At 72.9% G+C, this 19,026-nt stretch carries 20 protein-coding genes and 1 pseudogene; 12 read left to right on the top strand and 9 right to left on the bottom strand.

What is annotated here, in order from left to right; genetic code table 11:
• Positions 1-42: 42 nt before the first annotated feature.
• Positions 43-1,335 carry a DUF1800 family protein gene (locus CIK06_RS02945; RefSeq protein ID WP_095563521.1) on the top strand — a complete coding sequence of 431 codons (1,293 nt, stop codon included), beginning with the start codon at positions 43-45 and terminating at the stop codon, positions 1,333-1,335.
• A gap of 11 nt (positions 1,336-1,346) precedes the next feature.
• A complete protein-coding gene (locus CIK06_RS02940; RefSeq protein WP_095563520.1) occupies positions 1,347-2,579 on the top strand; it encodes a DUF1501 domain-containing protein in 1,233 nt (410 codons plus the stop codon).
• Here the strand turns inward: CIK06_RS02940 and CIK06_RS02935 are convergent, their stop codons facing one another.
• Together CIK06_RS02935 and CIK06_RS02930 are read right to left on the bottom strand one after the other, a co-directional pair.
• On the bottom strand, positions 2,580-3,173 hold the full coding sequence (locus CIK06_RS02935) for a hypothetical protein (protein WP_232533980.1): 594 nt from the start codon (positions 3,171-3,173) through the stop codon (positions 2,580-2,582). It lies immediately after the preceding gene.
• Positions 3,170-3,760 (bottom strand): DNA-3-methyladenine glycosylase I, encoded by a 591-nt coding sequence (locus CIK06_RS02930; protein WP_095567515.1) that lies wholly within the window; start codon positions 3,758-3,760, stop codon positions 3,170-3,172. Before CIK06_RS02930 ends, CIK06_RS02935 begins: the two co-directional genes overlap by 4 nt.
• Before the next feature lie 128 nt (positions 3,761-3,888).
• On the opposite strand from CIK06_RS02930, the gene CIK06_RS02925 reads away from it, so the two are divergent.
• Positions 3,889-4,848: a sterol desaturase family protein gene (locus CIK06_RS02925; protein ID WP_095563518.1), complete on the top strand. Its 960-nt coding sequence runs from the start codon at positions 3,889-3,891 to the stop codon at positions 4,846-4,848.
• Here CIK06_RS02925 and CIK06_RS02920 read toward each other — a convergent pair.
• The 5 genes from CIK06_RS02920 to CIK06_RS30510 form a co-directional block, all read right to left on the bottom strand.
• Entirely contained in the window at positions 4,793-5,263 is a 471-nt protein-coding gene (locus tag CIK06_RS02920; RefSeq protein ID WP_095563517.1) for an SRPBCC family protein, read from the bottom strand. The genes CIK06_RS02925 and CIK06_RS02920 overlap by 56 nt on opposite strands.
• 22 nt (positions 5,264-5,285) lie before the next feature.
• A complete protein-coding gene (locus CIK06_RS02915; RefSeq protein ID WP_095563516.1) occupies positions 5,286-5,945 on the bottom strand; it encodes a DivIVA domain-containing protein in 660 nt (219 codons plus the stop codon).
• A gap of 328 nt (positions 5,946-6,273) precedes the next feature.
• Complete coding sequence (locus CIK06_RS02910) at positions 6,274-6,651, bottom strand: NADH-quinone oxidoreductase subunit A (RefSeq protein ID WP_095563515.1); 378 nt, start codon at positions 6,649-6,651, stop codon at positions 6,274-6,276.
• A gap of 189 nt (positions 6,652-6,840) precedes the next feature.
• Positions 6,841-7,284 carry a hypothetical protein gene (locus CIK06_RS30515; protein WP_232533979.1) on the bottom strand — a complete coding sequence of 148 codons (444 nt, stop codon included), beginning with the start codon at positions 7,282-7,284 and terminating at the stop codon, positions 6,841-6,843.
• A 15-nt stretch (positions 7,285-7,299) separates the two neighbouring features.
• The gene (locus CIK06_RS30510; protein ID WP_232533978.1) at positions 7,300-7,599 is read right to left on the bottom strand and encodes a hypothetical protein; all 300 of its coding nucleotides are present in this window, start codon (positions 7,597-7,599) and stop codon (positions 7,300-7,302) included.
• Between the two features lie 45 nt (positions 7,600-7,644).
• Here CIK06_RS30510 and CIK06_RS30505 point away from each other — a divergent pair, with 45 nt between their 5' ends.
• The 3 genes from CIK06_RS30505 to CIK06_RS02895 all read left to right on the top strand — a co-directional run bounded on the left by CIK06_RS30505 (position 7,645) and on the right by CIK06_RS02895 (position 11,386).
• Positions 7,645-8,241 (top strand): hypothetical protein, encoded by a 597-nt coding sequence (locus tag CIK06_RS30505; protein WP_232533977.1) that lies wholly within the window; start codon positions 7,645-7,647, stop codon positions 8,239-8,241.
• A gap of 273 nt (positions 8,242-8,514) precedes the next feature.
• A complete protein-coding gene (locus CIK06_RS02900; RefSeq protein WP_095563514.1) occupies positions 8,515-10,359 on the top strand; it encodes a 2-oxoacid:acceptor oxidoreductase subunit alpha in 1,845 nt (614 codons plus the stop codon).
• Positions 10,352-11,386, top strand: a complete 1,035-nt coding sequence (locus CIK06_RS02895) for a 2-oxoacid:ferredoxin oxidoreductase subunit beta (protein ID WP_095563513.1) — start codon at positions 10,352-10,354, stop codon at positions 11,384-11,386. The genes CIK06_RS02900 and CIK06_RS02895 overlap by 8 nt, the downstream gene beginning before the upstream one ends.
• A gap of 156 nt (positions 11,387-11,542) precedes the next feature.
• Here CIK06_RS02895 and CIK06_RS02890 read toward each other — a convergent pair whose 3' ends face one another.
• A complete protein-coding gene (locus CIK06_RS02890; protein WP_095563512.1) occupies positions 11,543-12,142 on the bottom strand; it encodes a TetR/AcrR family transcriptional regulator in 600 nt (199 codons plus the stop codon).
• 69 nt (positions 12,143-12,211) lie between these two features.
• Between CIK06_RS02890 and CIK06_RS02885 the strand changes: the two genes are divergently transcribed.
• The 4 genes from CIK06_RS02885 to CIK06_RS02870 all read left to right on the top strand — a co-directional run bounded on the left by CIK06_RS02885 (position 12,212) and on the right by CIK06_RS02870 (position 15,584).
• On the top strand, positions 12,212-13,117 hold the full coding sequence (locus tag CIK06_RS02885; RefSeq protein ID WP_095563511.1) for a homocysteine S-methyltransferase family protein: 906 nt from the start codon (positions 12,212-12,214) through the stop codon (positions 13,115-13,117).
• Positions 13,118-13,341: 224 nt separating this feature from the next.
• The gene (locus CIK06_RS02880) at positions 13,342-13,722 is read left to right on the top strand and encodes a YciI family protein (RefSeq protein ID WP_095563510.1); all 381 of its coding nucleotides are present in this window, start codon (positions 13,342-13,344) and stop codon (positions 13,720-13,722) included.
• Entirely contained in the window at positions 13,719-14,963 is a 1,245-nt protein-coding gene (locus CIK06_RS02875; protein ID WP_095563509.1) for an RNA polymerase sigma factor, read from the top strand. The genes CIK06_RS02880 and CIK06_RS02875 overlap by 4 nt, the downstream gene beginning before the upstream one ends.
• A gap of 57 nt (positions 14,964-15,020) precedes the next feature.
• A complete protein-coding gene (locus tag CIK06_RS02870; protein WP_198348267.1) occupies positions 15,021-15,584 on the top strand; it encodes an RNA 2'-phosphotransferase in 564 nt (187 codons plus the stop codon).
• A gap of 20 nt (positions 15,585-15,604) precedes the next feature.
• On the opposite strand, the pseudogene CIK06_RS02865 reads toward CIK06_RS02870, so the two are convergent.
• A pseudogene (locus tag CIK06_RS02865) lies at positions 15,605-16,641 on the bottom strand (TrkA family potassium uptake protein).
• A gap of 246 nt (positions 16,642-16,887) precedes the next feature.
• Between CIK06_RS02865 and CIK06_RS02860 the strand changes: the two are divergent.
• Both CIK06_RS02860 and CIK06_RS02855 read left to right on the top strand, forming a co-directional pair.
• Positions 16,888-17,121 (top strand): hypothetical protein, encoded by a 234-nt coding sequence (locus CIK06_RS02860; protein WP_095563507.1) that lies wholly within the window; start codon positions 16,888-16,890, stop codon positions 17,119-17,121.
• Between the two features lie 181 nt (positions 17,122-17,302).
• Positions 17,303-18,970, top strand: coding sequence for a glycoside hydrolase family 10 protein (locus CIK06_RS02855; RefSeq protein ID WP_095563506.1), 1,668 nt, complete (start codon positions 17,303-17,305; stop codon positions 18,968-18,970).
• The last annotated feature ends 56 nt before the right edge of the window (positions 18,971-19,026 follow it).

Here is a 19,026-nt window from a genome sequence, read left to right as displayed (position 1 = left end):
GCGCTTACCCGATCCGTACATCAGGGTCGTAGCGTTGCGGGCATGGCCAATCGGGACACCGTCGCGCACCTGCTGCGCCGGGCCACCTTCGGGCCGACCGCCGCCGAGGTGGACGCGGCCGTCCGGGTCGGCGTCGACGCCACCCTGGACCGGCTGCTCCGGCCGACCGGCCCGGACGCCGGCGCGACCGCCACCCCGCCGCCGCGGCTCGGCCCGGACCCGGCCGCGGGCCTGGGCGCCAAACCGGACCGCGAGCAGCGGCAGAAGGCGAACCAGCAGCGGGCCGTCCAGGTCCGGCAGGTCATCGAGTGGTGGCTGGACCGGATGGTGGCGGCCGACCACCAGCTCGCCGAGAAGCTGCTGTTCTTCTGGCACGGCCACTGGGCCACCAGCGTCAAGAAGGTCCGCTCCGCCCAGCTCATGCTCGGTCAGCTGGCGACCCTGCGCCGGTACGGGGACGGCCCGTTCGGCGACCTGGTGACGGCGATGGTCCGCGACCCCGCCCTGATCGTCTGGTTGGACGGGCAGAAGAACACCCGCCGGGCACCGAACGAGAACCTCGCCCGGGAGCTGATGGAGCTGTTCACGCTCGGCATCGGCCACTACACGGAGGCCGACGTCAAGGCCGGCGCCCGCGCGCTCACCGGCTGGACGGTCGACCGGCGTACCGGCACCGCCCACTTCGACCGGCGCCGGCACGACCCGGGCCCGAAGACCATCCTGGGCCGGACCGCGGCCTTCGACGCCGAGGCGTACGCCCGGCTGCTGGCCGACCGGCCGGAGTCGGCCGCCTTCGTGGCCGACCGGCTGTGGTTCCGGTTCTGCGGCGGCCCGGCGCCGGACCTGCCGGTCCGGCCGGACGTCACCGCAACGCTGCGGGAGGTGCTGACCGCCGGCCAGTTCAGCGGTACGGCGAGCCAACTGGTCAAACAGCCCGTCGAGTGGGCCGTGGGCGCGATGCGGCAGCTCGGCATCCGCCCCTCGGCCCTGTCCGACCAGCAGCGCCGGCAGCTCGTCGCCGGCCTGGACGGGTTGGACCAGGTGCCGCTGCGACCGCCCAGCGTCGGCGGCTGGCCGGCGGGGACGGCCTGGCTGACCACCGGCGCCCTGCAGGCCCGGATGCGGCTGGCCCAGCTGTTCGCCAACCAGATGGCACCGGCGGTCCGCCAGGGACTCGCGGCGGCGCCCGCACCGGGCCGGCTCGACGCGCTGGCCCGGCTGCTCGTGGTCGACGCCTGGACGCCGCGCAGCCGGGCCGCGCTCACGCCGCTGGCCGGCGATCCGCGCCGGCTGGTCGCGGCGGCGCTGGTCAGTCCCGAGTACACGGTGAGTTGAACGGAGGCGGCATGGATCTCCTCACCCGACGCAGGTTCCTGATCGGCAGCGGCGTGGTCGGCGCGGCCGCGCTCGCCGCGGGCGGAACGACGTACGCGCTCTCCGACCTGCTGGACACCGCCGGTGACCGCGACCCGGAGGCCCGCACGCTGGTCCTGCTGACCCTCTACGGCGGCAACGACGGGCTGAACACGGTCATCCCGTACGCCGATCCCGCCTACCACGACGCGCGGGGCGACATGGCGTACCCGGCCGAGCAGGTCAAGCCGCTGGACGGCGGGCTCGGGCTCAACCCCGCCCTCGGCGGCCTGCACCAGCTGTGGACGCAGGACCGGCTGGCGGTGGTCCGCGGGGTCGGCTATCCCCGGCCGGACCGCAGCCACTTCCGGTCCATGGACATCTGGCAGACCGCCGAACCGGACCGGCCGGGCAACACCGGCTGGCTGGGCCGGTGGCTCGACGGCGCCGGCGCCGACCCCCGGCTGGCCGTGTCGTTCGAACCGGCGCTGCCGCCGCTGCTGGCCGGTGCCCGCAGCGCGGGTGCGGCCGTACCGGTCGCCGACCGCCGGGCCGCCGGGCTGCCCGACCGGACCCTCGCCGCCTTCGCGGCACCCGCCGACGAGCCGCCGGCGCAGGCCCGCGCCGCCGCCTGCTTCGCCGACCTGCGCGCGGTCTCGGCCATGATCTCGGCGGTACGCGACGGAGCCGGCTCGGCCGACGCAGACGACGGCGCGGACTCGGCGACCGCGACCGGCGGCGGTCACACCCCGCTGGACGCGCAACTGGACCTGGTGGCGCAGTGCGTCGAGGCCGGCGTCTCCACCCGGGTGTTCTCGGTCTCGCTGGGCGGCTTCGACACCCACGCTGACGAGAAGCAGCTCCAGGCCGTGCTGCTGGGCATGCTCGACCGGGCGCTGATCCGGTTCGTCGACCGGATGAACCGGACCGACGCCGGCCGCAAGGTCGCGGTGGCGGTCTACTCCGAGTTCGGCCGGCGGGTCCGGGCCAACGCCTCGGACGGCACCGACCACGGCACGGCCTCGGACGTCTTCCTGCTCGGCGCCGGGGTGCGCGGCGGCCTGTACGGCGAGCAGCCCAGCCTCACCGACCTGGACGACGGCGACCTGAAGTTCACCACCGACTTCCGCGACGTCTACGCCACGCTGCTGGAGCGGGTGTTGGACAGCGACCCGGCGCCGGTGCTGAACGGCTGGCGCGGCCGGCTGGACGGCACGCTGCGCTAGCTAGTCGTCCTCCTCCGGATCCTGGTTGGCCTCGGCGCCGAGCACGAACGCCTGCATGGCCAGCTCGTTGCGGGCCGGCGAGACGAACGCCGGCAGCTCCCGCGGGCCGAGTTCCAGGACGTACGACCAGAAGACCCGGGCCGCCTCCGCCGCCGAGCTGGCCTCGATCGGCAGGTCGACGCTGACCAGCCAGCTCCGCCGGGTGCCGGGCGCCGCCACCCGGCCCGACCAGCGGCGGAAGGTCTCACCGGGGATCGGCGTCACCGGTCCCCGCAGCGCGAGGTCGGCCGCCGGCACCGGCCGGTCCAAGGCGCGGCGCAGGTAGGAGACCACCAGCGGGCCGCCGTTGCCGGCCACCGGGTCGTCCGGGTCGTCCGGGTCGTGTCCCGGCACCCCGCCGGCCGGGCTGACCCGGCCCACGGCCACCACGAGCGGCGTCTGCTCGTCCCGGACCACCAGAACGTCGTCACCGGAGCGTGGCCCGGCCCGGTCGGTCAGACCGGCCAGCTCCAGCACGTCGTGCTGCACCAGCCGCTCGGCCTCGAACCGCTCGGCCGGGATCACCACCGCCCAGGCACTCCTGCGGTCGCTCACGCCGGCACCGCCCGGACGGCAGCGGAGACGTGGCAACCGACCAGGTGGTCATCGACCATGCCGGTCGCCTGCATCAACGCGTACGCCGTGGTCGGACCCACGAAGCGGAACCCGGAGCGCTTGAGCGCCCGGGACATCGCGGTGGACTCGGGGGTGATCGCCGGCACCTCGGCGAAGCGGGCCGGCCGGGTCGAGCGGGCCGCGGGAGCGAAGCCCCACAGCAACTCGGTCAGCCCGGCGGGCAGGTCGAGCGCCGCGCGGGCGTTCGCGATCGCCGCCTCGATCTTGGCCCGGTTGCGCACGATGCCGGCGTCGCCGAGCAGCCGCTGCACGTCCGCGTCACCGAAGCCGGCCACGGCCTCGATCCGGAAGCCGGCGAAGGCCCGCCGGAACGCCTCGCGCTTGCGCAGAATGGTGAGCCAGGAGAGCCCGGACTGGAACGCCTCCAGGCAGAGCCGCTCGTAGAGGCCGTCGTCGTCGCGCACCGGCCGGCCCCACTCGCCGTCGTGATAGGCCGCGTAGTCGGGGGTGCTGGCTCCCCACGCACAGCGTGGCAGCCCGTCCGCCCCCGTCACCAGATCAGTCACAGCACCACGGTAGGCCACCGGACCGACACCGCCGCGCACCACCGCCCGGCTCCCGGCCATGGCCCTTGCCAGCGCAACGAGACTTGCCTATCGTCCGAGGTTACCGACGGGTAGGGCGGAGGGACGCGATGCGCGAACTACCGGACGTCATCGCCTGGTCGATCCCGGCGTTCCTCCTGCTGATCGTGCTGGAACGGATCTCGTACCTGCTGCACCGGGACGACGACGAACTCGGCTACGGGCGCGCGGACACGGCGACCAGCCTGGCCATGGGACTGGGCAGCGTCGGGGCCGACATCCTGTGGAAGATCCCGATCGCCGCGGCCTACGCCGTGCTCTACACGCTCACCCCGGCGCGGATGCCGGACGCCTGGTGGATCTGGCCGCTGCTGCTGCTCGGCCAGGACTTCTGCTACTACTGGTCGCACCGCAGCCACCACGTCGTCCGCGTGCTCTGGGCCAGCCACGTCGTGCACCACTCCTCGCAGCGGTTCAACCTGTCGACCGCGCTGCGCCAGCCGTGGACCGGGCTGACCTCGTGGCTGTTCTACCTGCCGCTGATCCTGCTCGGGGTGCACCCCGCGGTGCTGGCCTTCCTCGGCTCGGTGAACCTGCTGTACCAGTTCTGGATCCACACCGAACGCATCGACCGGTTGCCCCGGGCCGTCGAGGCCGTGCTGAACACGCCCTCGCACCACCGGGTGCACCACGCCTCGCAGGGCAGCTACCTGGACCGCAACTTCGGCGGCATCCTCATCGTCTGGGACCGGATGTTCGGCACCTTCGCACCGGAGCGGGAGCGCTGCGTGTACGGGCTGACCACGAACATCGGCACCTACAACCCGATCCGGGTCGCCTTCCACGAGTACGTCGCCATCGGGCGGGACCTGCGGGCGGCCAGCGGCTGGCGGCAGCGACTCGGCCACCTGTTCCGGCCGCCGGGCTGGCAGCCGGCCGCCGGTTACCCGATCGGGACGCCCGGCGACCCGAGCACCGCGACGGCCGGCGACCCGGGCACCGCGGTGCCCGCGCTCACGGCAGCCGCCCCTGCTCCACCAGCCGCGCCAGCCGCCGCAACGCGCCGGTGAGGCCGAACTTCGAGCCGGGCCACAGCACCGGCCAGGCCACCCGCCCGGCGGCGCCGCCCGGCAGGTGAAACCACTCGTGCCAGACCACCTGGGTGCGGTCCCGGTCCATCTGGGTGCAGCGCAACACACCCGGCCCGCGCAGCAACGCACCGGTGTGCACCACCCGCACCTCGTACGGCGGGTCCACCCGGACCACCCGCATCTCGTCCCGGAGCACGGCCGGGCCGATGCTGGTGACGGCCTCGATCCGGCTGCCCTCGCCGCCGTCGCCCTCGACCACCCGCACCCGGGTGAACGGGATCCACTCCCCCTGCCGGTCCCAGGCGGTGAACGCCGCGAAGACCCGCTCCGCCGGGGCGGCCACGATCACCGTGGCCGTCACCTCGCCGGCCCCGGGGCGGGCCGCGGCGCGCAACTCCTCGGCGTCGGGGGTTCGGTCACGCCCGCTCCGAGCGCGCCGTCACCTCGGACGACGAGGCGTCGGGCGCGCTGCCGGCATACCGGTCGGACGGGGTTGCCGAGGTCACCGGCTCGGCCGGGTCGGCGGCCGTACCGGGCGACTCGCCGTTCAGGGTCGCGGTGTCGCCGCCCGCGGGCGCGGCGACGGCCACGGGTTCGGTCCCGGTCTCCGATCCGTCGGCCGGCGTCGCCACCGGGACCGGGTCGGCGCCGTCGGCGCCGGCCGGGTCGGCGGCGACGTCCTCGGCGTCGGTGCCCGGCGTTTCGCCCGTCGCGGCCCGCAGCGCCGCGTCCCGGGTCTGCCGGAAGGCGTCCGCGTCGGCGGTCCGTCCCTCGCGCAACGCGGTGACCTCCGCCTCAAGCACGCCGATCAGCTCGTCCTTGTAGCCGATGTCGTAGGCCGCCCGCCGCATCGCCTCGTCGACCTGCGCCATCCGGTACCCCCGCAGGGCGGTGTCGAAACGGACGTCGGTCACGTCGCCCTCCTGGAGGGGACGACCGGACGGCAGCGGAACGGAACGGCCGTCCGGCTCGGCCGGCGCCAGGCCGGGATCGCCGCCGGTCACCAACACCGCCACGCCGAAGACCACCGCCGCGACGGTCAGCGCCGCGACCAGAATGAGCAAAAGCTGACCCATGGCCCCGATCGTGGCATGCCGGGGAGTATCGGGGTAGCCCGCCACACGAGCCGGTCCGCTGTAGTTGGCGCTCGGCGCGGCGACGCGGGGCGCCGCCGGAGCGCCCGGCCGGGAGCGATGCCGCAGGTCGCGGCCCCGGAACCGGCGGCAGCGGCCGTGGTACGCGGTGCCGGAAAACCCGCGGGCAAGGTTCCCGCCTGTCGGGCCGGCCGGCGCCCCCGCTGGGCCGCGCGGGCGCCGGCGGATCGACCGGGGGCGCCGTCTGCCGGCCCGAACGGCGGCGGCGGTCGCCCGTCCCGCCGGGCCTGGCCTGCCGTTCGTGTTGGATTCACGACCAGCGCAGAACGTTCTTCCGCCAAGCGTAGAGAATGCCAAGCGCGAGGACCGCCACGAAGATCGCCATCTCCACCACGGTCGCCGCGCCGAAGCCCGGCCGATCGAAGATCACCGCCCAGGGAAAGAGGAAGACCGCCTCGACTGCGAACAGCACGTACAGATAGGCGAAGACGTAGTAGCGGATCTGCATCTGCGCCCAGTCCTCGCCCACCGGGTCCAGCCCGCACTCGTAGCTCACCCGCTTGCCGGGCGGATCGGCCGGGGCGGCCGGCCGCAGGACGCGGTTGGCCGCGAAGGCGGCCACGAACACCCCGGCGCCGGCCAGCAGGAGGAGACCGAGCGTCGCGTACGAGCCGAGATAGCCGGTCATGGCCGGCAGCCTACCGCCGGCCGGCGCCGGCGTCCGGCAGCGTACGCCCCCGATCCGACGCCGGCCGTTACTGATTTGTTTCACGCACGACTAGTGCCCTTCGGCAACTACCTGCGAATAATGAACAGCCCTGACTGCGCTACCCGGAGGGACGATGGCGCGCGACGACACCGGACGGCCGCTTCCCGGCTACCCGAGGCCCGCCCGCATCCGCGCGACGTTACTGGTCAGCGGCTTGGCCGCGGCGCTGTGCGCCGGTTCCCTGCTGGCCGGGGCGACCGCGTCGGCAAGCGTTCGCCCGGCCCGGCTGGCGCTTCCCGCCGGGTTCGTCGTGGACGCCGACCCGCCGACCCCCGGTGGCACGGACGGCGACCCGCCACCCACCGAGTCCGCGGAGCCCACCGACACGGCCGAGCCGCCGCAGACCCCCGGCTCCCCCGCGCCGCCGACCGAGACGACCCCCACCACCAACCCGACCACCTCGGCACCGGCACCGACCACGCCCGCGCCGCCGGCCTCCGGCGCGCCCACCACCCCGCCGGTGCAGCCCACGCCGCCCGGCACGCCCGGGCAACCCGGGCCGCAGCAGCCGGGGCAGCCGCACCGCGGCGTGTACGTCACCACGGACGACATCACCCTGCCCGAGTCCTACTGGTCCGACGACGACACCATGGCCGACCTGCGGGTCACCATCGCGAACACCGGTGAGGTCGACGAGCTGGTGCAGTTGGCGTACGCGCTGCCCGAGGGCGTGACCGACGCCGGCACCCGCGGCTGCGAGGCCGAGCCCACCGGCGGCCGCTGCACCGCCTGGACGGTGGCGGCCGGCGCGCGGTTCCGGACCCACCTGCGGCTCCGGGTCGACGGCGACGCCTGGCGGACCATGCCGTTGAGCGGATCCGTCCAGGTCACCGCGAGCCGGCCGAATGCGCCGGCGGTGACCGACAACCAGGGTTTCGCGGTGCTCTTCCCCGCCGGCCCGCCGGACCCGGGGTGTCGCTGGCCGCCGGTGAGGTCAGCTTCGACATCACCGGCCAGGCCACCACCCTCGACGTCCGCCTGGGCAACACCGGCCGGGTGGACACCACCGGCACCGTCGAGGTGGTCCTGCCCACCGGGGTCACCGTGCCGAGCATGCCGCCGGGCTGCGTCGCCGAGGCCCCGGACCGTACCCGGTGCGACCTCGGCCCGATCGTCGCCGGCCAGGTCGGTACGGCCCGGTTGCCGGTGGCCGCGACGCCGGAGGCGCAGCGCAACGCGCCGCTGTCCGGCGCGGTGATCGGCACGCTGGCACCCCGGGCCGGCAAGGCCAAGACGATCCAGCTCAGCTTCCGGATCGTGGCGGTTGCCGCGCTGGCCACACCCGTGGTCTCCGCCGCGCCCACCGGCTCGCAGGGCGCCCTTCCGCCGCTGGCCGGTGCGGGTCGCGAGACCGGCATGACCCGGGTCCAGAAGCTGGCCCTCGTCCTCATCGGGGCCTCGATGCTGCTGGTCGTCCTGGCGCTCGCGCTGGCAACCGGTACGTTGCGGCGGCGGATGGGCGAACAACGACGACCGCCGGTGGTCGACGCCGGCGGCGCGGTCGACTGAGGGCGTGATCTGAGTTACCCCTGGGGGAGTTGAGACAGCAACTATCCCCTTCGTCCGCTTAGCCGCGAGCCATCCTCCACCTCTTGCCGACTGATCCATGGCCGTTTCGACGTAGGCTCAGGGGTGACAGGACGGTGCCGGCACTGTCGCCGGATCCCGTCGCCGGCTTACAGGAGAAGTCCCGCGGCTGGGGAGGCGACGTCACCGGCAGGCTCACGCACGCCGGTACGTGTTGCGGCCCCGGCGCGGCGTCGAGCGAAGCGAGGTAGGACCGTGAACAAGCAGGTCCGTCAGCTGGACCGGGTCGTGATCCGGTTCGCCGGGGACTCGGGCGACGGTATGCAGCTGACCGGTGACCGGTTCACTTCGGAGACGGCGCAACTGGGCAACGACATCTCCACCCTGCCCAACTTCCCGGCCGAGATCCGCGCGCCGGCCGGCACGCTGCCGGGCGTGTCGAGCTTCCAGGTGCACTTCGCCGACTACGACATCCTCACCCCGGGTGACTCGCCAAACGTGCTGGTCGCGATGAACCCGGCCGCGCTCAAGGCGAACCTGGGCGACCTGCCGCGCGGCGCGGACATCATCGTCAACACGGACGAGTTCACCAAGCGCAGCCTGGCCAAGGTGGGCTACCAGAGCAACCCGCTCGAAGACGGCACGCTGGACGGCTACGCGCTGCACCCGGTGGCGCTCACCTCGATGACGGTCGGCGCGCTCGCCGAGCACGACGTGTCCAAGAAGGACGCCGAGCGGGCCAAGAACATGTTCGCGCTCGGCCTGCTCTCCTGGATGTACTCCCGCCCCTACGCCTCGACGCTGCGCTTCCTGGAGCGCAAGTTCGCCGCCCGCCCCGAACTGGTGGCGGCCAACGTGGCGGCCTTCAAGGCCGGCTGGAACTTCGGCGAGACGACCGAGGACTTCGCGGTCCGCTACCAGGTCAAGCCGGCGCAGATGGCCCCGGGGACGTACCGGAACATCACCGGGAACGCCGCGCTGGCGCTGGGTCTGGTCGCCGCCGGTGTCCGGTCCGGGCTGCCGGTGTTCCTCGGCGCGTACCCGATCACCCCGGCCTCGGACATCCTGCACGAGCTGAGCAAGCACAAGCGGTTCGGCGTGACCACCATGCAGGCCGAGGACGAGATCGCCGCGATCGGCGCCGCGCTGGGCGCCTCGTACGGCGGCTCGCTCGGGGTGACCACGACCAGCGGACCGGGCGTGGCGCTCAAGGGCGAGACCATCTCCCTGGCCGTGGCCCTGGAACTGCCGCTGGTGGTGGTGGACGTGCAGCGGGCCGGACCGTCCACCGGCATGCCCACCAAGACCGAGCAGGCCGACCTGAACATGGCGCTGTTCGGCCGGCACGGCGAGGCGCCGGTCGCGGTGGTCGCGCCGCGCTCCCCGTCCGACTGCTTCTTCGCGGCGCTGGAGGCGGCCCGGATCGCCCTGACCTACCGCACGCCGGTGATCCTGCTGTCGGACAACTACGTCGCGAACGGCTCCGAGCCTTGGCTGCTGCCCGAGGTGGAGTCGCTGCCGGACCTGCGGGTCGAGTTCGCCAGCGGGCCGAACGGTCCGGACGGCACCTTCCTGCCGTACCTGCGCGACCCGGCCACCCTGGCCCGGCCGTGGGCCATCCCCGGTACGCCGGGCCTGGAGCACCGGATCGGCGGGCTGGAGAAGGCCGACAAGACCGGCGACATCTCGTACGACCCGGCCAACCACGACTTCATGGTCCGGACCCGGGCGGCGCGGATCGAGAGCATCCCCGTCCCCGACATCGAGGTGGAGGATCCGGACGACGCCGCCCGGGTGCTGGTCCTGGGCTGGGGATCGACGTACGGGCCGATCGGCGCCGCCTGCCGGACGCTGCGCCAGCGCGGGCTGCCGGTGGCCCAGGCGCACCTGCGGCACCTCTCGCCGCTGCCGGCGAACCTGGCCGAGGTGCTGCGCCGGTACGAGCGGGTGGTGATCCCGGAGATGAACCTCGGCCAGCTCGCGCACGTGATCCGGGCGCGCTATCTGGTCGACGCGATCGGCTACAACCAGGTCCGCGGCCTGCCGTTCACGGCGGCCGAGCTGGAGACCATGCTGGAAGAGGTAGTCAAGAATGCCTGAACCCGTCAGCCTGAAGCTCACCGCGAAGGACTTCAAGTCCGACCAGGAGGTGCGCTGGTGTCCCGGCTGCGGGGACTACGCGATCCTGGCCGCCGTGCAGGGGTTCATGCCGGAACTCAACATCCCCCGCGAGCGGATCGTCTTCATCTCCGGCATCGGCTGCTCGTCGCGCTTCCCGTACTACATGAACACGTACGGGATGCACTCGATCCACGGTCGGGCGCCGGCGATCGCCACCGGGCTCTCGGCAACCCGTCCGGACCTGTCGGTGTGGGTGGTGACCGGGGACGGTGACGCGCTCTCGATCGGCGGAAACCACCTGATCCACGCGCTGCGGCGGAACGTCAACCTCAAGATCCTGCTGTTCAACAACCGGATCTACGGGCTGACGAAGGGCCAGTACTCGCCCACGTCCGAACTCGGCAAGATCACCAAGTCGACCCCGGTCGGCTCGGCCGACTCGCCGTTCAACCCGCTGTCGCTGGCGCTGGGCGCCGAGGCCACCTTCGTGGCCCGGACCATCGACTCGGACCGCAAGCACCTCCAGTCGGTGCTGCGGGCCGCGGCCGCGCACCCCGGATCGGCCTTCGTGGAGATCTACCAGAACTGCAACATCTTCAACGACGGCGCCTTCGAGGAGTTGAAGGAGCCGGCGACCCGGGACGACTACCTGATCCGGCTGGAGCACGGCCAGCCGATCACCTTCGGCCGCGACGGCGAGTTCTGCGTGGTACACCCGCCCGGCGCCTTCGGCCTGGAGGTCCGGGACACCGCCTCGGTGGCGCCCGAGGACATCGTCGTGCACGACGCGACGGTGGCCGAGCCCGCGTACGCGTTCGCGCTCTCCCGGCTGCCCGGCTTCGACCTGCGGAACACCCCCATCGGCGTGTTCCGCAACGTCGAGCGCCCCACCTACGACGGGATCGTGCAGGAGCAGGTGGCCGCGGCCCGCACGGCGGACACCGCCAGCCCGCAGGAGCGGCTGGGCGCCCTGCTCAACGCCGGCGACACCTGGACCATCCTCTGACTGTGCGCGGCCCGGGCTCCCGCCGCTGACGCGGCGCGGACCCGCGCCGCGTCGGGTCGGGTCGGCGGCTCAGCGCGGTGTCGGGTCGGCGGCACGGGTCGGCGGTACGGGTCGGGTCGGCGGTACGGAGCCCGGAGCCGCGGGACGGGAGATCGGTCACGCGAGCAGGCCGGCCAGCATGAGCCGCAGCACCCGCAGTTGGGCGGCGACGTGGGGTTCGCCGAGCGCGCGGCTGAGCAGGAAAGCTCCCTCGAAGGTGACGAAGACGTGGTCGGCCAGTTCCTCGGCGTCGATCCCCCCGTCGGCGCGGCCGAGGAAGGCCGCCCGCACCAGTTCGGCGATCGCCGTCCGCCAGGTCCGGACCACCTCGGCGATCTGGTCCGCCGTACCGGAGTCGATGAGTTGGCGCTCGGTCAGCACGCTGATGTAGAGGCAGCCGGTCTCCTCCTCGACCACCGTGCCCGCCACCTGCTCGAAGTGGGCCAGGAACGCCAGTAGCCGTGCGGCCGGGTCACCGAGTGGAGCGACCTCGGCGAGCGCCGCGGCGAGCAGGCGGTGATCGGCCGCCGCGATCCGGGCCACCAACGCGCGGGCCAACTCCTGCTTGCCGGCGAAGTGGTGGAAGAAGGCACCCTTCGACGTGCCCGAGGCGGCCACGACGCCGTCCACCGTCGTGGAGCCGAAGCCGTATTCGAGCACGAGCCGTTCGGCTGCCTCAAGGATGCGTTCCCGCGTCGCGGTGCTGTCGCGTGCCATACAGACCCTTTGTATCAGACTGTTTGGTCTGCTTCAATCAGACCAAACAGTCTGATACAAGGAGTGACCATGACCTTCGTCCTGTCCGACACGGGCCGCTACGTCACGGATGGCGGCCTGGAGACCGACCTCATCTACCACCGCGGGCTGGACCTTCCCGCATTCGCCTCCTTTCCGCTGGTGGAGGACGAGACCGGCCGCGGCCACCTGACCGACTACTACGACGGGTACGCCGCCATAGCGCGGCGCGCCGGTGCCGGCCTACTGCTGGAGGCGCCGACGTGGCGGGCGAACCCGGACTGGGGCGCTACCCTCGGCTACGACGCGGCGGCGCTGGACCGGGTCAATCGAGCGGCCATCGCGCTGCTGCACCGGATCGGCCAACGCCTGACCGGCATCGACGACATCGTGGTGTCGGGAGTGATCGGACCCCGTGGCGACGGCTACGTCGCCGACCAGCGGCCCGAGGTCGCCGGGGCGGCGCGCTACCACCGCCCGCAGATCGAGGCGTTCGCGGCCGCCGGCGCCGACCTCGCGCACGCCATGACGATGACGACCACCGCCGAGGCCGCCGGGATCGTGCGGGCCGCCAACGAGGTGGGTCTGCCCGTCGCCATCTCGTTCACCGTGGAGACCGACGGACGCCTGCCCGACGCCACCCCGCTCGGCGTCGCGATCGCCGAGGTCGCCACCGCCGGCCCGGTCGCATACTTCGGGGTCAACTGCGCCCACCCCGACCACATCGCCGGTGGTCTCGACGACGACTCCGCCACCCGCTCGATCGCCGCCCTCCGGCCGAACGCCTCACGCCGGACCCACGCCGAACTGGACGTCGCGGAGGATCTCGACGAGGGCGACATCCCCGACCTGCGCGTGGCGCTGGACGCACTGCGGCAGCACCTGCCGGCGGTACGCATCGTCGGCGGCTGCTGCGGCACCGACGCCCGCCACGTCGCGGCCCTCTGGGACCGCTAGCGGCGCGGGCGATCGACGTGCCGCATCCTTGGAGGGACCGGCAATAGGACTGGCGGGGGCTGCGGCGCGCCCTGGAGCTTCGCCCGGCGGCGTTGTCGTCTCGACTTTGCGGGATGGTGTCGTATCGGGGTGGGGCCGTTCGTGGAACCGGTGTACGGCGGCCGGCCGGGTCGCCGGCACGCGGAGCGCGCGGGCCCTCGTCCGAGGGCCGGGAGGAGACGATCATGACGGAGTACCTGATCACCTTCAACGATGAGTGGGTGCCCGAGCACACGGCGGAACAGATCCAGGAAAAGGCCACGGCCGTCCGGGCGGTCGTCGACGAGATGCAGGCGGAGGGCGTCCTGATCTTCACGAACGGGGGCCTCGACCGGTCCACCGCGATCTGCAGCGTCGAGTCGGTGGACGGCAGGCCCGTCTTCACCGACGGCCCGTACGTCGAGACCAAGGAGCACCTCGGTGGCTTCGCCGTCGTGGACGTACCGGACGACGCCGCGGCGCGACACTGGGCCGGCCGGCTCGCGACCGTGCTCGACTGGCCGCAGGAGGTGCACCGGTTCCGGGGTCCCGGACGGACCCGGCGCACCGACTCCGGGCCGGAGTGACCGGCCCCGCCGCCGAGCAGGCGATCATCCGGGTCCACCGCGAGGAGTGGGCGCGGGTGGTCGCCGCCCTCGCCCGCCGTTTCGGGGACCTCGACGTTGCCGAGGACGCCACGGCCGAAGCGTTCGTCACGGCCGCGGAACGGTGGCCACGCGAGGGCGTACCGGCCAATCCCGGCGGTTGGCTGGCCACCACCGCGACCCGCAAGGCAATCGACCGGCTGCGTCGCGATGCGCAACGCGACGCCAAACACCAGGCGGCCCGGATCGTGTACGACGACAGCCCTCCCGAGCCGACCGGGCCGGTCGAGGACGACCGGCTCAGACTCATCTTCACCTGCTGCCATCCGGCGCTGTCGATGGAGGCCCGGGTGGCGCTCACCCTCCGGCTGCTCGGCGGCCTCGGCGTCGCCGAGATCGCCCGCGCCTTTCTGGTGCAGGAGACCACGATGGCCCGACGGATCACCCGCGCCAAGGCGAAGATCAAGGCGGCGCACATCCCGTACCGGGTGCCCTCGGCCGGAAACATCCGCGAGCGGCTCGCCGGCGTGCTCGCGGTCGTCTACCTCGTCTTCAACGAGGGCTACCTGGCCGGCGCGGGGGACGATCCGGTACGCGCCGACCTCAGCGACGAGGCGATCCGGCTCGGCCGGCTGCTCCGAGCCCTCCTGCCGGATCACGGCGAGGTGGTCGGCCTGCTTGCCCTGATGCTCCTCACCGACGCCCGGCGGCCGGCCCGGGTGTCCCGCACCGGGGAGCTGGTGACCCTCGACGAGCAGGACCGCGGCGCCTGGGACCGCGGCCTCATCGCCGAGGGCACCGCCCTGCTCCGCGAGCGGATCGCGGCGGTCGCCGCCGGCGGCGACCCACCCGGGCGTTACCAGCTGCAGGCCGCGATCAACGCGGTGCACACGGCCGCGCCGTCCATCCGGGACACCGACTGGGCCGCCATCGTCGCCCTCTACGGCCGGCTGACGCTGGTCGACCCCTCCCCGATCGTCCGGCTCAACCGCGCGGTCGCGGTCGCCGAGATCGACGGCCCCGGGGTCGGGCTCGCCGAGATCGACCGGCTCGCCGAGAGCCTCGACGGCTACCACGCCTTCCACGCCGCCCGCGCCGACCTGCTGCGGAGGCTGGGACGCAGCGGCGAATCGCGGATCGCCTACGACCGGGCCATCGAGCTGACCGGCAACTCCGCCGAGCGGGCCTACCTCACCCGCCGCCGCGACCAACTCGCCGGCTGACGGATCCGGTCGTCATCGCAGTATCCGGGTGGACCCGTCGGCTGCCGACCACGGATGATGTTTGCTGTGCTTCAGCGGGACCTGGTGAGACTCAGCAAGCGGATGTCGTTGGCGCTGCGGCACGCGCCGGGCCGTTTCGGCCTCGCGCTGGACCGGTCCGGCTGGGTCGCCGTCGAGGACGTCCTCAGCGCCCTCCGCATCAGCCGCGAGGATCTCGACGCGGTGGTGGCCGGCAACGACAAGCGGCGATTCGCCGTCGAACGCGGCCCGGACGGGACCCAGCGGATCCGGGCCAGCCAGGGCCACTCGGTTCCGGTCGATCTGGGCCTGGTGGCGCAGGCACCGCCGGCCCGGCTGTTCCACGGCACGACCACGGCCGCGCTGGACTCGATCCGGGCCACGGGCCTGCACCGCGCCCGCCGGCACCATGTGCATCTGTCCGCCGACCCCGACGTCGCGCACCGGGTCGGTGCCCGCCGCGCCGGTACGGTCGCGATCCTCACCGTCGATGCCGAGGCCATGGCCCGCGATGGGCACGTGTTCTACCGAAGTGCCAACGGTGTCTGGCTGACAGCGGCGGTGCCGGCGCGATACCTGGGTGTCCGACCAGCAGGGACGTGACGACGCCGGACGAGGGTCGCTCAGCGGGCGGCGCCGACCGGGCCGGAGGCGCCCGGCCCGGACGGGGGCCGGTCGTCGCGGACGTACACCAGCATGTCGCCGGTCTCCACGGTGACCTCGGCCGAGTCGGCGACCGGGACCACCTTGCCGCGCCGGACCAATGCGATCACCAGCACGGCGAGGTCGCGCGGCGCGCGGCCCACCTCGTCGCGCTCGGCCGAGCGCATGGCCAGGGCCATGCCCTGACCCGGGTGAGCAGGTCCTCCACAACGTCGATGAGCGGCGGGGCGGAGGTCGACAGCCCGAGCAGCCGGCCCGCGGTGGCGGACGAGACGATCACGTGGTGCGCGCCGCTCTGCTTGAGCAGCGGGGCGTTCTCGGCCTCGCGGGCCGCGGCGATGATCCGCACCTGGCCGGCGGTCAGCTGCCGCACGGTCAGCGTGACCAGCACCGAAGCGTCGTCACTGTCGGTCGCGATGATGACGGACTTCGCCGAGGTCACGTGCGCCTGCTTGAGCACGGCCGACCGGGTGGCCGACCCCTCGACGGTGACCAGGCCGGCGGAGGTCGCCTGCCGGATGGCGCCCGGGTTGCGTTCCACCACGACGATCCGGGACTTGTCGAAGCCCGTTTCCAGCAGGGCCGATACGGCGCTGCGGCCCTTGGTGCCGTAGCCGCAGATGATGACGTGACCCTTCACGTTCCTCCTCCACCGCGACAGCCGCAGGCCGGTGCGGTACTGCTCGGTCAGCACCTCAAGGGTGGTACCGACCAGGATGATCAGGAACAGCACCCGGGCGGGCGTGATGATCAGGATGTTGACCAGTCGGGCGCCCTTGGCGACCGGGGTGATGTCCCCGTAGCCCGTGGTCGAGAGCGAGACGACGGCGTAGTAGAAGCTGTCGAGCAGGCTCACCCCGTCGTCGTTGACGTCCCGATAGCCGGTCCGGTCCGAGTAGACGACCGCGACGACGAGGAAGACGAGCAGGACGGCGGCGAGCAGCCGCAGACTGATGGCCCGGAGCGGACCGCGCCTCACCGCCGGGAAATGGATCACCGGCTACCCTGCTCAACCTCGACCGGCGGCTGCACGCCCACACGATAGCCGCTGTCCGGGCGGTCCACCGGTCGGGTCCACTAATCCACATACGTCGATCGGAACTGTCGCCTTTCGGCACCTGAAATCTTGCTTAGAGGCATTGTGCCAACGGTCCGGCCCCGGCGAGGCTGACAGACCGGGCATCGGTCAGCCGGCGCCCGGGTGCATGCTTTCCTCCCCATTCCTCCCCTTTCGGAGGTGCCCGTGAACGGCCAACTGGAGGTCCCGGCCGGGACCGTTGTCACGCTGCGCAAGGGTGACTGGCGGTGTGGCGGGCGCCCACTGTCGCTGCGCGTCGAACAGTTGCGGCACGACCTGTCGCGGTACTACGACAACCACTGGGTCTGGGTGATCGGCCAGTCGCTCGACCGCCACGGCGCCCCACTCGGCCGGGTCGAGGTGCTGGTCCGGGTCGCCGCGCTGGCCAAGGCGGCCTGACCCGGCGGCGGCCCACCACCCGCGACGGCCGGACCGGGGTGATTCCGCGTCAGGGCTTGCGCCGGGCGTGTGCGGTGTGAAACTTTCCTTCCTACAGCAGATCTCAATCGGTGAATGTTGCCGCACTGCTGTCCGGTAGCAGCCAAGGACCGGTAGCACCCACGGAAGGGACGCAGCCGCAATGAAGGCACCCCGCCTCCCCGTCGCCGCCCTCGCTCTCGCCTTGCTCGGCACCCTCGCGGTGCCCTCCGGCGCGGCCGCCGCCCAGGTGCCCGGCCGGGCCGCCACGACGCAGACCGCGCCGGCGGGAAGCGCCGCCTGCGACACCGATCCGGCCACGCCCAAGCGCCAGTTCCGGGCCATGTGGATCGCCTCGGTCGTCAACATCGACTGGCCCAGCAAGGCGTCCTGGACCGATCCCGACCGGATCGCCGCGCAGCAGGCCGAATACCGCGGTTGGCTGGACCTGGCCCAGCGGCTGCACCACAACGCCGTGGTGGTCCAGGTCCGACCCACCGCCGACGCGTTCTGGCCGTCGCCGTACGAGCCCTGGTCGGAGTACCTCACCGGGGTACGCGGCCAGGACCCGGGCTGGGATCCGCTGGCCTTCCTGGTGAGCGAGGCGCACAAGCGCAACCTGGAATTCCACGCCTGGTTCAACCCGTACCGGATCTCCATGCCGGACGGCGCCGGAGCGGACATCGACAAGCTGGCGCCGGGCCACCCGGTCCGCGAACACCCGGACTGGGCCGTCGCGTACCCGGTGGACGCCCCCGGCTCGCGGCTCTACTACAACCCCGGCATCCCGGCCGTCCGCGACTTCGTGCAGACCGCGATCATGGACGCCGTCCAGCGGTACGACCTCGACGGCGTGCACTTCGACGACTACTTCTACCCGTACCCGGCGGCCGGTCAGGACTTCCCGGACGACGCCACGTTCGCGCGGTACGGCGGCGACTTCACCGATCGGGCGGACTGGCGGCGGCACAACATCGACCTGCTGGTCCAGGAGATGAACCAGCGGATCAAGGCCGCAAAGCCATGGGTGAAGTTCGGCATCAGCCCGTTCGGGATCTGGCGCAACGCCTCGGCCGACCCGCTCGGCTCGGACACGGCCGGCACCCAGTCGTACGACGCCAACTACGCCGACACCCGCAGGTGGGTGAAGCAGGAGTGGATCGACTACATCGTGCCGCAGGTGTACTGGAACATCGGCCTCGCCGTCGCCGACTACGCCAAGCTGGTGCCGTGGTGGGCCGACGTGGTGCACGGCACGCGGGTCCAGCTCTACATCGGGCAGGCCGACTACAAGATCGGTGATCCGGCCCAGCCGGCCGCCTGGCAGGATCCGGCCGAGATGTCCCGACACCTGGCCTTCAACCAGGACCACCCCGACGTGCAGGGCAACATCCACTTCAGCGCCGTCCAGGTCCGGGCGAACAAGCTCGGCGCCACCGACATCTACGCGGCCGAGCACTACGCGCGGCCCGCGCTGGTGCCCGCGATGACCCACCTGCCGGCCAAGCCGCTGCTGTTCCCGCTGGTCACCGGTGCCAGCCGGCAGTCCGACGGGGTACGCCTGCGGTGGCGGCCGTTGCTTGACGGGGTCGGGCCGCTGGGCAGGGCGACGTCGTACGCGGTCTACCGGTTCGACGGCGCCCAGTTGCCCACGGCGTGCGGGTACGCCGATGCCGCGCACCTGGTGGCCACGGTCCGCGCCGACGGCACCGGCGAACAGTCCCACCTCGACGGCACGGCACAGCCCGGACGGACGTACACCTACGCGGTGACCGCGCTGGACCGGCTGGCCAACGAGAGCGCACCCAGCCCGCCGCGCCCGGTGCGCTGACCCGACCCGGGACCGCGGCCCGACCGGGGCCGCGACCCGACCCGGACGCGCGGACC

Origin of the sequence: Plantactinospora sp. KBS50, from assembly GCF_002285795.1 — a bacterium.
Lineage (GTDB): Bacteria > Actinomycetota > Actinomycetes > Mycobacteriales > Micromonosporaceae > KBS50.
Note: the sequence above shows the minus strand (reverse complement) of the source record. Positions and strands in the feature narration are given on the sequence as shown.

What these genes read in the sequence shown, in the direction of transcription:
- CIK06_RS02880 (WP_095563510.1), top strand. Translation starts at nt 13,342, where the DNA reads ATGACGGAGTACCTGATCACCTTCAACGATGAGTGGGTGCCCGAGCAC.
- CIK06_RS02945 (WP_095563521.1), top strand. Translation starts at nt 43, where the DNA reads ATGGCCAATCGGGACACCGTCGCGCACCTGCTGCGCCGGGCCACCTTC.
- CIK06_RS02915 (WP_095563516.1), bottom strand. Translation starts at nt 5,945, where the DNA reads ATGGGTCAGCTTTTGCTCATTCTGGTCGCGGCGCTGACCGTCGCGGCG.
- CIK06_RS02895 (WP_095563513.1), top strand. Translation starts at nt 10,352, where the DNA reads ATGCCTGAACCCGTCAGCCTGAAGCTCACCGCGAAGGACTTCAAGTCC.
- CIK06_RS02925 (WP_095563518.1), top strand. Translation starts at nt 3,889, where the DNA reads ATGCGCGAACTACCGGACGTCATCGCCTGGTCGATCCCGGCGTTCCTC.
- CIK06_RS02890 (WP_095563512.1), bottom strand. Translation starts at nt 12,142, where the DNA reads ATGGCACGCGACAGCACCGCGACGCGGGAACGCATCCTTGAGGCAGCC.
- CIK06_RS02870 (WP_198348267.1), top strand. Translation starts at nt 15,021, where the DNA reads ATGTTTGCTGTGCTTCAGCGGGACCTGGTGAGACTCAGCAAGCGGATG.
- CIK06_RS02940 (WP_095563520.1), top strand. Translation starts at nt 1,347, where the DNA reads ATGGATCTCCTCACCCGACGCAGGTTCCTGATCGGCAGCGGCGTGGTC.
- CIK06_RS30515 (WP_232533979.1), bottom strand. Translation starts at nt 7,284, where the DNA reads ATGTCGTCCGTGGTGACGTACACGCCGCGGTGCGGCTGCCCCGGCTGC.
- CIK06_RS02910 (WP_095563515.1), bottom strand. Translation starts at nt 6,651, where the DNA reads ATGACCGGCTATCTCGGCTCGTACGCGACGCTCGGTCTCCTCCTGCTG.
- CIK06_RS02885 (WP_095563511.1), top strand. Translation starts at nt 12,212, where the DNA reads ATGACCTTCGTCCTGTCCGACACGGGCCGCTACGTCACGGATGGCGGC.
- CIK06_RS02855 (WP_095563506.1), top strand. Translation starts at nt 17,303, where the DNA reads ATGAAGGCACCCCGCCTCCCCGTCGCCGCCCTCGCTCTCGCCTTGCTC.